Here is a 14,712-nt window from a genome sequence, read left to right as displayed (position 1 = left end):
CCGCTGGACAAATAGTCCAGCTCGGCGAGTCCGCGGTTCGCTACCCAGCCACAGCGAATGATTGTGCGAAATCCGACGCCGTCAGTCCTGGAAGTACTCGATCTTGGCGCCGATGGTGTTGAGCCGCTCAGCCAGGTCCTCGTATCCGCGTTCAATCACGTAGATATTGCGCAACTCGGATGTGCCACGGGCCGCCAGCATGGCCAACAGCAGGCAAGCGGCAGGACGGAGGGCCGGTGGACATCCCACTTCCGCCCCACGCCACTTGGTGGGGCCATTGACGTAGATGCGGTGGGGATCGAGGAGCTGTACCTGGGCTCCTAGCTTGTTGAGCTCAGTCAGGTAGATGGCCCTGTTTTCGTAGACCCAGTCGTGGATCATGGTCTGGCCCTCAGCATTGCCAGCGATGACCGCGAAGAAAGGCAGGTTGTCGATGTTCAGCCCGGGGAACGGCATCGGATGGATCTTGTCCTCGGGGGCGCGCAGTCGGGATGGCTTGGTGGTGACGTCCACCAAGCGTGTCCGCCGATTGCGTGCAAAGTATTCGCCGGAGATATCCAGTTGCTGGCCCATCTGCTCAAGCGTGGCCAGTTCGATCTCCATGAACTCGATCGGAACCCGGCAGATGGTGACCTCCGAGTTGGTCACGATGCCTGCCGTGATGAGGCTCATGGCTTCGATCGGGTCTTCAGACGGGAAGTACTCAATGTCGACGTCGATCGCCGGGCGGCCCGTGATCTTCAGGGTGGTTGTCCCGATGCCGTCAATCACCACGCCGAGCCCCTGCAGGTAGAAACACAGATCCTGCACCATGTAGTTGGGGCTGGCGTTGCGGATCACTGTGGTACCGCTGCGGTGTGCGGCGGCCATGATGGCGTTCTCCGTCACCGTGTCACCACGTTCCGTGAGCACGAAGGTGCGGTGATCGCCGTCGGCCGGTGGGGCCTGCACGGAATAGAAACCGGACTTGGCCTCCACGGAGAGCCCAAATTGCCGCAGCGCCTGCATGTGCGGTTCCACAGTTCGAGTCCCGAGGTCGCAACCGCCAGCGTAAGGCAGTTGGTACGAGGCAGCCTCATCCAGGAGGGGACCTAGCAGCATGATGACGCTGCGAGTGCGGCGCGCCGCCTCCACGTCCATTGAGGCGAGGTCAAGGGTCTTCGGACGGCGGATACGCAAATCGTTGCCGTTCAGCCAGGTGCACTCGACACCGATGGAGGTCAAGACCTCGACGATTCTGTTGACTTCTTCGATCCGGGCCAGCCGGCGCAAGGTGGTGGTGCCGCGGTTGATGAGGCTCGCGCAAAGCAGCGCGACGCCGGCATTCTTGCTACTGTTGACGTCCACCGAGCCGGAGAGCGTGCGTCCGCCCTCAACGCGCAGGTGGGTCATCTGCCGTTTGCCCACTTTGACGATGGTGCGTCCGAAGATGGACTCGAGGCGTTCGATCATCCGGAGGCTGAGGTTCTGCTTGCCCTGTTCCATACGGGCAATGGCGCTTTGGCTGGTGCCCAGTTCCGAGGCGAGCTGTCCCTGTGTCCAGCCCTTTTCGCCGCGGGCGTCGCGAAGAAGGTGACCTACATGTTCGGCAGTCGGTTGCGTCATAACCAATAAATATCATGGATGGTCTACGAGGGCCCATTTTATGGTGCAACACGCCGCATTATCGTCAAGATAGTCGTTTGGTGCGATATGCATTGACACGACCGCGACTGGGAGGGAGGCTCACTCGAATGAGCGCAAACGGCTTTTCCAACTGTGTGTCCCCTGAGCTAGGTACGGAAATCCGCCCGGCCAAAACCAGTGACATCGCCCGCATTCTCGACATCCAGGCCAAAGCTGGCCTCGCCCTTCCAGCCGCCAACAGCTTGGAAAAAGCAATCGACGACGACACCCGCCTCGTGGTGGTCGCTTTTGTGCGCGGAGTGTCCGACGTCGGAGAGCTTGCCGGTTGGGGGAAGACCCACTTCTGGGACCATGACGACGGCCTCGCTCCCAAGGGCCATTATCTGGGCGGGATCACCGTGCAGCCGGAACATCGACGCAGAGGCATCGGCACAGCACTGACCCAAGCCCGACTTGATTGGATATGGCGCCGCACGTCGGAAGCTTGGTATGTCGTCAACGCGTCCAACCTGGCGTCGATCGAGTTGCATCGTAGATGGGGGTTCGTGGAAGTCGCCAAGGCGCCGAGCTTTCACACAACCCAGTTCGACGGCGGTACGGGCGCACTCATGCGGGCCCACCGCCCGACAATACCCAACTGACTGGCAGTTGTTGTCGCTATGAGGCCTTGTCATGTCTCGGGACCTCGTGGACAGTTCATGTCTCATGACCTTGTGGACGGTTGATGTCTCATGACTTCGTGGACACTTCGTCCGTGGGTGGTTTGAGGCGCGGGTAGCGTGTCCGTTTCCGGCGTGCTCCGGCGGGGTCTGCTGCGATGCCTGAGGGTTTGCCGTTGCCGACGTAGCGGGTGCCTTTGACAGGCAGGGGGTGGGTGGTGATCTCGGTGCCGCGGGTGTCGAAGAACATGATCTCGGCGTGGTCGTAAACGATGTGCACGGTGCTCCCGGCCTGGTCCTGGCCGATGTTGAACGCGGTTCCCAGCACGGTAACGCGGCCGTCGTTCCTGACGAGCCGTTGCGTGCTCTGTGCCGGTGCCGGAACGGTCATGGCGGGTTCCGGGAGGGCCGGTGCGGGTGTTTTCGGGGTCGCGTCCCAGGCTTCCTGCGGGGTCAGGGCCCCGGGCAGGGCCTGGTGTTCGCGTTCGGTGTTGTAGTAGTGGTCGAAGGCATCGATCTGGGCTTGCAGGACGGGAATCGACGGGGCCGCCGGCTGGCGGTGCAGGTACTGGTGCAGGGTGCGGTGGAAGCGTTCGTTCTTGCCCTGGGTGGTGGGTTTGCCCGGTCTGCCGGTGATCGGTTCCACCCCGTGGGATTTGAGGAACTCCACGAGTGCGCCGGTGCGTCCGCGGCGGGTCGGGTTCAGGGCTGCGCCGTTGTCGGAGAGGAATTTCTCCGGCACGCCGTGGCGTTCGATGGCCAGGGCGACGACGGCGATCGCGGCCTCGCTCGTTTCCCCGGTGGCCGCCAGGGAGGCCAGGGCCAGGCGGGAGTGGTCATCGAGGAGCTGGAAGACCGCCACGGTCTTCCCGTCGGCCAGCCGCCACTCGGTCGCGTCGATCTGCCAGCACGCGTTCGGTTGCGGGTAGACGAACCGCTGGTAGGCGCTGCGGGGCTTCTTCCGCGGCTCGGGCACCACGACACCGGCCCGGTCGAAGATCCTGGCCACCGTCGCCCGGGACGGCGGGGCGAAGCCTTGCCGGGACAGCTTTGCGATTACCGACAACGGGCCGTGATCCAGCCCCTTGGCCTCAAGATCCGCCCGGGTGGCCAGGAGGAGTTCGACCATCGCCGGTGCCGTGGCTTTCGGGCTGGTCAACGGCACCGGGCGCTTGATCTCCAGGGCCTTCACCGGCCCGACGCGTCCGGCCGCCGTGCGGACCTTGTAGAACCAGGCACGCGAGACACCGTGTTCGGTGCAGAACGCGCTCACGGCACCGCGTGGCGCATCGGCCGGCCACGTAGCAACGGCATGACGGACACTGATCTTCGGGGCGGGTTTGCTCATGAACCAGAGCAAACCCGCCCCGTCTGTCTACGAGGTCCTGAGACACACTGTCCACGAAGTCATGAGACATAAGTGTCCATTAAGTCATGAGACTCCACAGTCGCTATGAGGCCTCAAAACGGCAACAACTGCGAGTCAGTTGGGCTGCTTCAGCCAGACGAAGTGCCACGTCCCTGCCCATTGGGCTGCGAGCACAGCCGCGGCTGCGATGAACATCCCACCCACCAGGACCCAGGCATCCAACCGGCTGTAGGTGGATTCGCGCGCCCAGGTTCGCCGGCCACCGCCGAAGCCACGTGCCTCCATGGTTACGGCCAGGCGGGATGCCCGGCGGATCGCTTGGACAAGCAGGCCGAAGCTCTGGCCGAGCATGGCCTTGAACCGTTGCAGCGGGCTACCATGCGAGCCGACACCTCGCGCGCGCCGTGCCATGCCGATGGTCTGCCACTCCTCCGCCATGAGTCCCACGAGCCGCAGCGCCGCCAAGGTACCCAAGACAAAGCGGTGCGGCAGTCTCGCCTTCTGCGCCAGGGCATCGGCAAGATCGGTGGGATCGGTGCAACTCATCAGGAGAACGGCCGGCAGCGCGATCGCTAAGCCTCGCAGCATGAACCCGAGTCCCAGCTGCAGCGAGCCTTCGCTGATAGACCAGATCCCGACGTCGAGCAGTATCCTGCCGCTGACAGCTGACAGGATCGCGGTGCTCCAGCCACCCAGCGCTGCCGCGATGATCAAGGGCCAGCCCCGCTGCCACAGCAAGCGCACGGTCAGCCCCGCGAGGGGGAACAACGCCAATTCGCCGAGGAGCGCTGTCGAGGCGGACACCATGTCAATGGACAACGCCAGCACCAAGGTGATCAGGAAGACCGCCACGAACTTGGCCAGCGGATTCGCGCGTGTCAGGAGGGCATTGTTGCCGCGCAGGCTCAACGCTTCCCTCATGCCGCACCCGCTTCCAGCCGGGCGCCACCTTGGAAGGCAGGCGCGAGCCGCATCTCGGTGCCGCCGAGGACGGAGCTGAATTCCTGGTCGTGCGTCACGGAAACCACGGAGGTGCCGGCGTCGAGCAGCTCAGACAGGAAGGACGCAAGCTCAGCCCAGGTATTGGCGTCCTGGCCAAAAGTGGGTTCGTCCAGCACCAGGACCCGCGGGTGCGCGGCAAGCACGGTGGCCACGGACAGCCGGCGCTTTTCCCCGCCGGAGAGCGTGTACGGATTGGCGTCCACCAAGTGCCTCAGCCGCAGCCGTTCCAGCAATTCGTCCACGCGCTCCTCGCCGTGTCCAAGGTGCTTGGGTCCGAACATCAACTCGTCGAACACCCGGCCGGTGACGAACTGGTGTTCCGGTTCCTGGAACACGGTTCCGATTCGCGAGATCAGTTGCTGGGCCTTCCATTTGAAAGGATCGGCGCCAGCGCCGTCGCTGAGCCCGACGGCGGCAGTCACCGTGCCGGACACGGGAGCCAGCAGGCCCGCGAGGGTCAAAGCGAAGGTAGATTTCCCGGCGCCGTTGGGGCCCGTGATGGTCAGCGCTTGGCCGGCGAGCACCTGGGCGTCGAGTCCGGTCTGCACAGGATGAGGCGGGATGGTTGTGAACCCGCGGCGGCGTGCCCGTTCGCGTGACACCGCAAGCTCCCGGGTGGCGAGCAGCAACTCTCCACCGCCCGTCGCACCGGAGCCGGCTGCTGTTCTGGAACGTGGCCGGGTGGCCGGCACGTAACCGGGCACCCAGACGCCCGCTGCAGTGAGCATGTCCCTTGCTTGCGCCAGAACCGTGTCCGGGTCGCCGTCCAGGAGCACCGCCGGCGTCGAGCCCCCCTCAGAGGAGCTGCCCGGCTGGAGAACCACGATCCGGTCCACCAGGTCTTTCCACACCGAGACCCGATGCTCCACCACCACCAGGGTGGCGCCGGTCTTGTCCAGGCAACGGCCTACGGCGTCACGGACCTCCAGCACACCGGCAGGATCCAGGTTGGCGGTCGGCTCGTCCAGGAGGATCAAGCCTGGCCGCATCGCCAGGATGCCAGCCAGCGCGAGGCGCTGTTTCTGCCCACCGGAGAGGGCCGACGTCGGGTGGTCCAGCGCAAAGCTGCCGCTGGCACTATTCCGAAGCCCGACGTCGTCGAGCGCTTCATGGACCCGCTTCCAGATCTCTTCCCCGGCACGCAAAGATTCTCGGCACCGAAGGCGACGTCGTCACCCAAGCGGGAAAGCACCACCTGGGTTTCGGGGTCCTGCTGCATGAGTCCGGCACGTCCCCGCTGGGCCCTCGGCGAGACGCCGTCCACCAGCAACGAGCCGGTTTCGTCGGCGTCGTCGCCTTCTTCGCCCAGCACGCCCGCGAGGGCATGCAGGAGCGTCGACTTGCCCGCGCCCGAGGGGCCAAGCAGCAGAACCCGCTCCCCCGGACGGATGTCCAGGTCCAGGGCGTGGATAGCCTGCGTGGTGCGGCCCGCGTGCCGCCAGCCCCAACCTTGCGCGGAAATTGCGGCGGGTCGCACCACAGCAGGGGTGCCGGAATCAGGACTGGGCATCAGGAAAAGACGGGCTCCGAGGCGGCCTTGCGGGACGCGAACGCACTCAGCACCCCGGTCTTGGCCAGGCCGCGGGTGGCGATCCAGGCCAGCGCGCCGGCAATGACGGCACCGGAAACCGTGCAGAACGCGATGTACGCGAGCTTGTCGACGGCTTCGTAGGCGATGTTCCAGCCCCACGGCAGGAAGGAGTCGTTCAGCCCGCAGAACAGGCCCGCACCGGCTCCGGCCAACAGGGATACCGGCAGGTTGAACTTCTTGTACATGAATGCCAAGAAGATGAGTTCTGCACCGAGCCCCTGGAGCAGGCCCGAGATCAACACAGTGGTGCCGTACTGGGAACCCATGATGAGCTCACTGGTGGCGGCGACCGTCTCACAGAAAATTGCCGCACCCGGCTTGCGGATGATGAGCATGCCCAGCACGGCCGGAATCATCCAGCCGCCGGCGATGATGCCGGTCACGGGCGGGTAGGCGGCGTTCATCGGGGTCGAAACCAGCGCGGCCATCTGGTCCCAAGCCCAGAAGATCACGCCGCCGGCGATGGAGATCAGTGCTGCCACGACGATGTCCACGACGCGCCAGTTGTATCCAGGCTTGGTGAGGCCCGGCCTTGCAGAAATACCAGTCATTTTGTCCTCCTGAGGAACAGGAGGGGAAAGTGTTTCCGGTTTGCCTGCGAACGGCTTCCGCCGCCGGTTCCGGACACTATGAGAACTCGACTCCCTTGCGCCGGTACTAGCCGGATCAGGTTCGAGGGTCTGCGGCTGTCCGCACTCTCAGCGCCCCTCCTCCGTGCCGCATTGCTGCGAGCCCGACGGCGGCGCTCCCCTGTCGCTATCAATCAACCCTTTTGGGCGTGGTTCAGTTTACACCTTGGCGGGGTTGCCGAGCGGAAAGCGACGGATTCTGCTGGATCACTCGCAGGGCCGGCGCGGGCAAGCCCGAAATGGCGCGGGCGGCCACCGAAGCTGGGAGAATGATCCAGCAGAATCCGACGCAGCAAGCAGGGCAAAGGAGCGGTCTTGACAGGCACTAGCGAAGCGAACAGCACCACCGTGGCCGAACCGAGGCTCGCCGCAAGCGTGATCCTTGTCCGCGACGCGCCCATTCCCGCGAGCCCTGGAGGTTCGGCCCGTTTTGAAGGTGCCGGCGGTGCGGCGATTTCCGAAGGTGCCGTGAGCGATCTGGAAGTGTTCGTCCAGCACCGGGTGTCCACGATGGATTTCGCCGCGGGCATGGTCGTCTTCCCCGGGGGCCGGGTGGATCATGCGGACAGCACCGGCTGGAACTTCACGGACGACGTCGTTGAGCAGCATGCCGCAGCATGGCACCGGAGCAGCATCGCCGTCGAGCCTGCATCGGCTCGGCACAACGCCGGCCGGGTGCTGGCGGCCGCGCAACGTGAGGTGTTCGAAGAGGCCGGGCTGAAGCTCGACGCCGCCACCCTCCGCCCATGGGCCAACTGGGTCACTCCGGAAGACCAGCCCAAGCGCTTCGACACGTACTTCTACGTTGCCTGCCCGTCAGTTGGGGCTGAGCCGCGGCACCAGACGACGGAGGCGTCGTCATCACTGTGGATGCCAGTCCGTGGAATCCTGGATGCCGAGGCCGCGGGAACCCTCAAGCTCATGCCGCCCACTTTGGTCCTGCTGGATGAACTGCTCGCTCTCGGCACGGTGGAGGCTGTGTTGGCTGAAGAGCGTGACATCGTGCCCGTGCGGCCGGAGCCCGGAGCCCTGCAGGAGTTCTTCCGGCTCAGGCGCCAACCCCCATCCGTTGCGCCGTGACTGTCCTGAAGTGGGGTTAGGCTGGGGATGGTCCTGTTTCCTCCCGCAAGGAGTCCCGGAATGAACTTGCTCTTCAAATTGCTCGGCACCGGTGTGAGCATCGGCGCAGGAATCGTCGGCAGCAAGCTCGTCAACGCATTGTGGGAAAAGGCCACGGGCAACAAGCCGCCCAAAGGCCACGACGACATGGAAACCAGCCTGCGCTCAGCGCTGACCTTCGCCCTGATTTCGGCCGCTGTCAGCACCATCATCCAGGTTGTAGCCGGCCGCAGTACCCAGCGCGCCATCTCACGCTTCTCGAAGACGCCGGACATCGTCTAGGACGACGCGCCGCCATTCCCCTTGGGCCCGCTATCCCCTGCGATGCCGCCCGGGTGCCCACCGTTCCGGCTCTGGGACGCATCCGGGCCTGCTTCTTGGGCTTTCTCGGCTGCCCGCTCACCAGCAGCACGCAACACCACGGCCTCGAGTTCGTCTGCGCTGAGCAGTTCGGGGTGGAGGTGCTTCGTCCTGTAGCCTGCACGCCCCACCATGTGTGCGGACACCGGCACTGTCAGCAGTTGGAAAATCCAGGCGACCAGCAGCACCGGCCATACCCACCATTCGCGCAGCTGCAGCCCGATGGCCGCCAAGACCAGGAACAGCCCTAATACTTGCGGCTTGGTGGCTGCGTGCATGCGGCTCATGAGGTCCGGGAAGCGCAACAAGCCGATTGCCGCGCCCAATGACATCAGCGCACCAACAATCAGCAGCACCGCGGTCACTGCATCGATCACGGCATCCACACCGGTGGCGTTAGGAGTCATTGGCCTGTCCCCTCCGGTCGGCCACGAAGCGGGCCACTGTCACCGAACCGACAAACCCGATCAACGTCAGCGCCACGAGCACCACGAGGTTATTGAGATGCCGGTTAACGGCCATGTCGATCGCCAGTGCCGCGCCCAGGATGGCCAGGAGAACGTCTGAGGCGAGCACGCGGTCCAACAGGGACGGCCCGACGGCGATCCTGTAGATCGCGCCGGCCGCCGCGAGGCTGAGAATCACCGCCGTAACGATCAGCACGATGTCTTTCATGAACTGGCTCCCCTCGTTGCAGGCCAGCCTTCGGCCTGGAGTGCGTCTACTTCCGCCTGTGTGCCCATGATCCGTATCAAAGAGGCCTCGGTGTCCTGGACTTCCCGGCGCAGCTTGGCGGTGTCTGAATCGTTCCGGACATTGAGCCCGTGGATGTAAAGCGTGGACGTAGAGCGGTCCACCTCAACCACCAGCGAACCCGGGATCAGCGAAATCACGTGTCCCGTGGCCGTGACCATGAGGTCAGAATGGCTTCGTAACGGAACAGCGACGACGGCGTTGGTCACCGAGGGCCCGCGGAAGATCGCCAAGTACATGACCTGGAAGCTCGCGGCCACCACTTTGCCAAGGAACACCACGACGAAAGGAATGGCACGCAGCACGTTGAAGCGTCCGCTGAGCTCCACGGGAGGCAAGTAGAAGATCCTGGCCACTATCACTGCAATCAAGGCACCGAAGACGAGGTTGCCCGGGCTGAAGTCCCGCCAGAGAGCTCCCCAGACGACTACCAGCCAGACCAGCAGGGGCAATTCGGTGCGGAATGAAATCCGCCTGCGGCTCACTTGCCACCCCCTTGCACTGGCGCGGCGATTCCTGGAATCCGGGCATGCTCGCCAAGCACGGAGCGGATATATGCCGTGCGGTCCAGCATCTGTTCCGCGGAGTTGCCGGCCAATTGGAACAGCGGACCTGCAAAGACGGTCAACGCCACGCCAAAGACCACTAGCGCGGCGGTTGGCCCCACCATGGTCCGCGGAAGCAGTCCGACGCCGGCCCTGTCCTTCAGCACGGGGTCCGGGTACTCCGCATCCTCGGGTTTCCGCCAGAATGCGCGGTTCCATACGCGGGCAACGGCCAGCAAAGTCAAGAGGCTGGTGACCACCCCGCCCACCACCAAGGTAATAGCCAAAGGCGTTCCCAGGGCAATGCCGGCCTGGATGAGCCCTAGTTTCCCCAGGAACCCCGAGAACGGCGGGATTCCGGCGAGGTTCATGGCGGGAATGAAGAACAAGAGCGCAAGGAGCGGGGACAGTTTGGCCAGTCCACCGAGCCTGTCCATGGACGAGCTCCCTCCGCGGCGCTCGATCAGACCCGTCACCAAGAACAGGCTCGTTTGGACGGTGATGTGGTGGGCCACGTAGAAGACGGCAGCAGCAAGCCCCGCAATCGAGGACATCGCCAGGCCGAACACCATGTAACCGATATGGCTGACCAAGGTGAAGGAGAGCAAACGTTTTATGTCGCTCTGGGCTATGGCGCCGAGGATACCCACCAGCATGGTCAGTAGCGCCACAACCATCAACGGGGTATTCAACGTGTCCCCCGGAAACAGAAGCGTCTCCGTACGAACCATCGCGTAGACGCCTACTTTGGTGAGCAAGCCGGCGAACACAGCGGTGACTGGTGCGGGGGCTGTCGGATACGAGTCAGGGAGCCAGAAGGACAGCGGGAACACCGCGGCTTTGATGCCGAACGCCACCAGCAGCATGACGTGGAGCAAATTCCTGGTACCCGGGTCCAACTCGGCAAGCTTGATGGCGAGGTCCGCCATGGTGATTGTTCCCGTGGCTCCGTAAATCATCGCAATGGCGATCAGGAACAACACCGAAGACACCACGGAAACCACCACATAGGTGACCCCTGCGCGGATACGCGGACCGGTCCCACCAAGTGTCATAAGCACATAGCTCGCTGTGAGCAGGATTTCGAAACCGACGTAAAGGTTGAAAAGGTCACCCGTGAGGAAGGCGTTGGAAACACCGGCCACCAGGATCAAGTAGGTCGGGTGGAAGATCGACACCGGTGCTTCACGGTCGCCGTCGGCCATGCCTTGACCCGTCGCGTAGATCAGCACGGCGAGGCTGATGACGGAGGAAACCACCAGCATGAGCGAAGAGAACTGGTCCACCACCATCACCACGCCCCAGGGCGGTTGCCAGGCGCCCAACGTGACAGATGCCGTGCCCGTGGTCCAGACCGAGGCAAGGAGCAAGCATTCCAGGAGCAGGGTAAGGGACAACAGGCCGATGCTGACCACGCGCTGCGCCAGCGGGTTCCTGTTCAGGGCGAATGTCAGTGCGGCACCGAGGATGGGGAGGACGACGGCGAGCGGCGCCAGGCTGGCGATGTTCACTCGGGGCCTCCTTCCTTGGCTGCTTCGGTGACTGCAGTAACCGGGAACTCCGACGTTTCCTCGGGGACCACGGAATCGTCCTCGGCGTCAAAGCTGGGCGTTTTGGCCACGCGGCGGTCTTCAGCGTCATCCTGGATATCGTCCTGGCGTGCCAAAGCCCAGGTCCGGTAGATCATGCCGAGCATGAAGGCCGTCACCGCGAAGGAAATCACGATGGACGTCAGGATCAACGCTTGTGGCAAAGGATCGTTGTAGTCGCGCGGATCCGTCGATTTGTTGAAGAGTGGAGCAAGTCCGGCATAGCCGCCGGTGGACAGGATCAGCAGGTTGGTAGCGTTGGCCAGAAGCATGAGCCCCAGCAGCACGCGGGTCAGGCTGCGTTCCAGAATCAGATAAATTCCGCAGGCATACAGCAAGCCCATGACGATCAACAAGGTCAGGTTGACGCTCATGGTGTCCCCTTCCCGGTTGCCGTGGATGCCTCCGACGCAGCAGCCCCGGTGGCCGTGGGCGTGGAAGCTTCGGACCGGGCTACCCCGGAACCACCTGCGTCCCCGCTTGCGGTCTCTTCGAAGTGTTCGTCGATCTCGGCTCCCAAGCTGCGCAACACGTCCAATGCAAGGCCTACCACCACGAGGTAAACGCCGATGTCGAAGATCGTGGAGGTGACGAATTTGATGTCACCGAACAGCGGCAGCCAGAACCCGATGATGGCGCTTTGGAACACTTGGCCGCCCAGAAGCAGCGGAACGAAGCCCGCCGCGGCCGCCGTCGCAAGACCGGTTCCGAGCAGCATGCCTGCGCTGATCGGTGCGGCTTCCCGTAACTCGAAGCGTCCGCCGGCCAAATAGCGGATGGTCAGGGCGAGCCCGGCCGTGAGTCCGCCTGCGAAGCCGCCGCCCGGAAGGTTGTGTCCCGCCAGCAGCAGATACACCGAGAAAACGATCAGCGAGTGGAAAATCAGCCGAGTAACCACCTCGAAAATGATGGAACGGCGTTCGGGTGCCAAGGTTCGGCCAGCCACAAGCCAGGGGTCCGTCAGGGATCCGGCGAACTTGCGCACGAGTGCAAGTGAAGCGTCCTCGCGCGAACTGCCCCCGACGGCGGCGCGCCTTCCCACGGTGCCTTCGGGCACCGTGGCCGCCTTGTTGAGGCGCTCACCCCGGCTGCGCACAAAGATCAAGCTCGCGACGCCGGTAGCCGCAACCGCGAGCACCGAAATCTCACCGAAGGTATCCCACGCCCGGATGTCCACGAGCGTCACGTTGACGACGTTGAGGCCGCCGCCGCCTTCGTAGGCAAGCCGGGGGAAGGAGAGCGACACAGGCTCCGCGATCCGGGCTCCCATGGCGTAGATCGCCACGAAGATCATGGTGACGCCGAACGCCACACCGATAATGACGCGCACCACCCGGTACTTGCCGCCGGTACGGTCCCGGAGCTCCGGCGGGAGGCTGCGCATCGCCAGGACGAAGGCCACCAGGATGATGGTCTCCACGAGCATCTGGGTCAGGGCGAGGTCCGGGGCTCCCTGCAACGCGAACATCAGGGCGATGCCGTAGCCGGTGACGGAGACCATCAGCACGGCGAGGAAGCGCTTGTTGGCACGAACGGCGGCCAGCGCGCCAACAACGATTCCCGCCGCGGCGATCAGCTGGAGCGGCGAGTTCGGGTCGATCAGGTAGAGACCACCCGGAAGTGGTTTGTTGGCCATGATGAGGGCCGTCAGCGGGACAGCGAAAGCCACCGTGAGGATGACTGCCAAGTAGAAGTACAGGGAACCGCGCTGCGTGCGCCCCGTAACCCACACTGCGACGTCGTCCAGTGCACCGATGGTGCGCTGGTAGGCGCGATCGCCGTCCACCCAGTCCGGGATACGGCTCTGCGCCCGGGACACGAGGTTCCGGCCGTAGAACATCACAACGCCGGCCGCGAACGTTACGGCGGTCAGGCCCAACGCGGTCGTCAACCCGTGCCACAGCGCGAGGTGACCGGCAACGGCACTGTCTGCTCCGGCGTCGTGCCCTGCAAAAAGGGCCGCATACGGCTGGATCCACGCGTCAACCGGATCCGGCCACAGGCCGTACACCATGGTGAGGACGCTCAGGATGGCGGGCGCCGCCAGGAACGATGGCTGGACGGCTTTGAACGGCGTCCGGTCCACGCCCGGCTTGGTGGCGAACGCACCCCACATGAAGCGGGCGCTGTAAGCGAAAGTGAGAATGGACCCCAGGACCAAACCCGCCAGGATGATCAGTCCCCAGGGTTGCGACGCAGCGCCCGCGCCGGAGGGTCCGGCGCCGTAGTGAACGAACGCCTCGAACACGGATTCCTTGGCCACGAAGCCCGCCAGCGGCGGTATTCCGGCCATGGACGCGGCGGCGATCCCAGCCACGATGGCAAGGGCCCGCGAGGACTTGTACACCCCGGAGAGCTTGCGGATATCGCGTGTGCCGGATTGGTGGTCGATGATGCCCACCACTAGGAACAACGAAGCCTTGAAGAGTCCGTGTGCCAGCAGGAGCGCGAGTCCGGCGAGCGCGGCGTCTGGCCGGCCGAGGCCCACCACCATGGTCAGGAACCCGAGTTGGCTGACTGTGCCGTAGGCGAGGATGAGCTTGATATCGGTCTGCCGGAGCGCCCGATACCCGCCCACAAGCATCGTCGCCAGGCCCAGTCCGAGCACCAGCGGCAACCAGTAGGGGCTTTCGCTGAACCCCGGCGCCATGCGCGCCACGATATAGATACCGGCCTTCACCATGGCGGCTGCGTGCAGGTAGGCGCTCACCGGCGTGGGGGCGGCCATGGCACCCGGGAGCCAAAAGTGGAACGGGACGAGCGCCGATTTGGTAATCGCACCTACCAGGATGAGTACGACGGCGGCAGCGACAGCTCCCTGCGCCGGTCCCGTGACGAGGGTGGCTGCTTGAGCCATGACCGCCGAAATCCGGTACGTTCCGGCCACCTGGCCCAGAATGATCAGGCCGACGAGCATGGCAAGGCCACCGGCGGTGGTCACGATGAGGGCCTGCAGCGCTGAGCGCCGGGCGGCGAGGCGGGTGCGCGCGTAACCGATCAGCAGATAGGACAGGACTGTGGTGAGCTCCCAGAAGATGAACATCATCAGGAGGTCGTCGGCCGTCACCAGGCCGAACATCGCACCGGCGAAGGCAAGCAGTTGGGCCCCGAACCCGCCCAGATCGGCGTCCTTGTTCTTGAAGTAACGGGCGCAATAGACCAAGACGAGCGCGCCGACACCCAGGACCAGCAAGGACATCACCCAGGCCAGGGGGTCCAGGCGGAAGGCAAACTCAAGCTTGAGGTTTGGAATCCAGGGGAGGGTCTCTTCGACGAAGCCGCCGGTTGGGTCCCCGCCTTTTCCGGGACAGATCTGGTCATACTGCAAAAGCAGCCAGACGAAGGCCCCGGCTGGAACCGCTGCGAGGACGTAGAAGGCATTCCGCTGGAGTTTCCGGAAGATCCAAGGCGCCACAGTTGCCGCTGCAAAGGTCACGGCAAGAACTGTGATCACTGGTATCTCCGCAAAG

13 protein-coding genes, 1 pseudogene and 1 riboswitch are annotated in these 14,712 nt (G+C 64.3%); of the genes and pseudogenes, 3 read left to right on the top strand and 11 right to left on the bottom strand.

Going from position 1 to position 14,712, the window contains the following annotated elements; genetic code table 11:
• Positions 1-81 precede the first annotated feature (81 nt).
• Positions 82-1,605 carry a UDP-N-acetylglucosamine 1-carboxyvinyltransferase gene (locus tag OW521_RS13510; protein ID WP_268020147.1) on the bottom strand — a complete coding sequence of 508 codons (1,524 nt, stop codon included), beginning with the start codon at positions 1,603-1,605 and terminating at the stop codon, positions 82-84.
• Positions 1,606-1,733: 128 nt separating this feature from the next.
• Here OW521_RS13510 and OW521_RS13505 point away from each other — a divergent pair, with 128 nt between their 5' ends.
• The gene (locus OW521_RS13505) at positions 1,734-2,267 is read left to right on the top strand and encodes a GNAT family N-acetyltransferase (protein WP_268020146.1); all 534 of its coding nucleotides are present in this window, start codon (positions 1,734-1,736) and stop codon (positions 2,265-2,267) included.
• Between the two features lie 88 nt (positions 2,268-2,355).
• On the opposite strand, the gene OW521_RS13500 is transcribed toward OW521_RS13505, so the two are convergent.
• The 4 genes and pseudogenes from OW521_RS13500 to OW521_RS13480 all read right to left on the bottom strand — a co-directional run bounded on the left by OW521_RS13500 (position 2,356) and on the right by OW521_RS13480 (position 6,798).
• The gene (locus OW521_RS13500) at positions 2,356-3,633 is read right to left on the bottom strand and encodes a DDE-type integrase/transposase/recombinase (RefSeq protein ID WP_268020145.1); all 1,278 of its coding nucleotides are present in this window, start codon (positions 3,631-3,633) and stop codon (positions 2,356-2,358) included.
• A 135-nt stretch (positions 3,634-3,768) separates the two neighbouring features.
• Positions 3,769-4,575: an energy-coupling factor transporter transmembrane component T family protein gene (locus OW521_RS13495; protein WP_268020144.1), complete on the bottom strand. Its 807-nt coding sequence runs from the start codon at positions 4,573-4,575 to the stop codon at positions 3,769-3,771.
• Positions 4,572-6,166: pseudogene (locus tag OW521_RS13490) on the bottom strand (ABC transporter ATP-binding protein). Before OW521_RS13490 ends, OW521_RS13495 begins: the two are co-directional and overlap by 4 nt.
• Complete coding sequence (locus tag OW521_RS13480; protein WP_268020142.1) at positions 6,166-6,798, bottom strand: ECF transporter S component; 633 nt, start codon at positions 6,796-6,798, stop codon at positions 6,166-6,168. Before OW521_RS13480 ends, OW521_RS13490 begins: the two are co-directional and overlap by 1 nt.
• A gap of 74 nt (positions 6,799-6,872) precedes the next feature.
• A riboswitch (TPP riboswitch) is annotated at positions 6,873-7,009 on the bottom strand.
• A gap of 182 nt (positions 7,010-7,191) precedes the next feature.
• Here OW521_RS13480 and OW521_RS13475 point away from each other — a divergent pair.
• Together OW521_RS13475 and OW521_RS13470 are read left to right on the top strand one after the other, a co-directional pair.
• Entirely contained in the window at positions 7,192-7,956 is a 765-nt protein-coding gene (locus OW521_RS13475) for an NUDIX hydrolase (protein WP_268020141.1), read from the top strand.
• A gap of 60 nt (positions 7,957-8,016) precedes the next feature.
• A complete protein-coding gene (locus OW521_RS13470) occupies positions 8,017-8,277 on the top strand; it encodes a DUF4235 domain-containing protein (RefSeq protein WP_268020140.1) in 261 nt (86 codons plus the stop codon).
• Here OW521_RS13470 and mnhG read toward each other — a convergent pair.
• From mnhG to OW521_RS13440, 6 genes are read right to left on the bottom strand one after another with little or no spacing between them, the layout of a single operon-like run.
• Complete coding sequence (gene mnhG / locus OW521_RS13465) at positions 8,274-8,762, bottom strand: monovalent cation/H(+) antiporter subunit G (RefSeq protein ID WP_268020139.1); 489 nt, start codon at positions 8,760-8,762, stop codon at positions 8,274-8,276. The two genes, OW521_RS13470 and mnhG, sit on opposite strands and share 4 nt — an antisense overlap.
• Positions 8,752-9,030, bottom strand: a complete 279-nt coding sequence (locus OW521_RS13460) for a monovalent cation/H+ antiporter complex subunit F (protein WP_268020138.1) — start codon at positions 9,028-9,030, stop codon at positions 8,752-8,754. Before OW521_RS13460 ends, mnhG begins: the two co-directional genes overlap by 11 nt.
• Positions 9,027-9,593 (bottom strand): Na+/H+ antiporter subunit E, encoded by a 567-nt coding sequence (locus tag OW521_RS13455; protein ID WP_268020137.1) that lies wholly within the window; start codon positions 9,591-9,593, stop codon positions 9,027-9,029. The genes OW521_RS13460 and OW521_RS13455 overlap by 4 nt, the downstream gene beginning before the upstream one ends.
• Positions 9,590-11,164 (bottom strand): Na+/H+ antiporter subunit D, encoded by a 1,575-nt coding sequence (locus tag OW521_RS13450; protein WP_268020136.1) that lies wholly within the window; start codon positions 11,162-11,164, stop codon positions 9,590-9,592. Before OW521_RS13450 ends, OW521_RS13455 begins: the two co-directional genes overlap by 4 nt.
• Positions 11,161-11,616 (bottom strand): Na(+)/H(+) antiporter subunit C, encoded by a 456-nt coding sequence (locus OW521_RS13445; RefSeq protein ID WP_268020135.1) that lies wholly within the window; start codon positions 11,614-11,616, stop codon positions 11,161-11,163. Before OW521_RS13445 ends, OW521_RS13450 begins: the two co-directional genes overlap by 4 nt.
• Positions 11,613-14,696 carry a Na+/H+ antiporter subunit A gene (locus OW521_RS13440; RefSeq protein WP_268020134.1) on the bottom strand — a complete coding sequence of 1,028 codons (3,084 nt, stop codon included), beginning with the start codon at positions 14,694-14,696 and terminating at the stop codon, positions 11,613-11,615. Before OW521_RS13440 ends, OW521_RS13445 begins: the two co-directional genes overlap by 4 nt.
• Positions 14,697-14,712 lie beyond the last annotated feature (16 nt).

The sequence above is a fragment of the Arthrobacter sp. MMS18-M83 genome, from assembly GCF_026683955.1.
GTDB lineage: Bacteria > Actinomycetota > Actinomycetes > Actinomycetales > Micrococcaceae > Arthrobacter.
The sequence above is the reverse complement of the archived record's forward strand: the minus strand, read 5'-3'. Positions and strand labels throughout refer to the sequence as shown.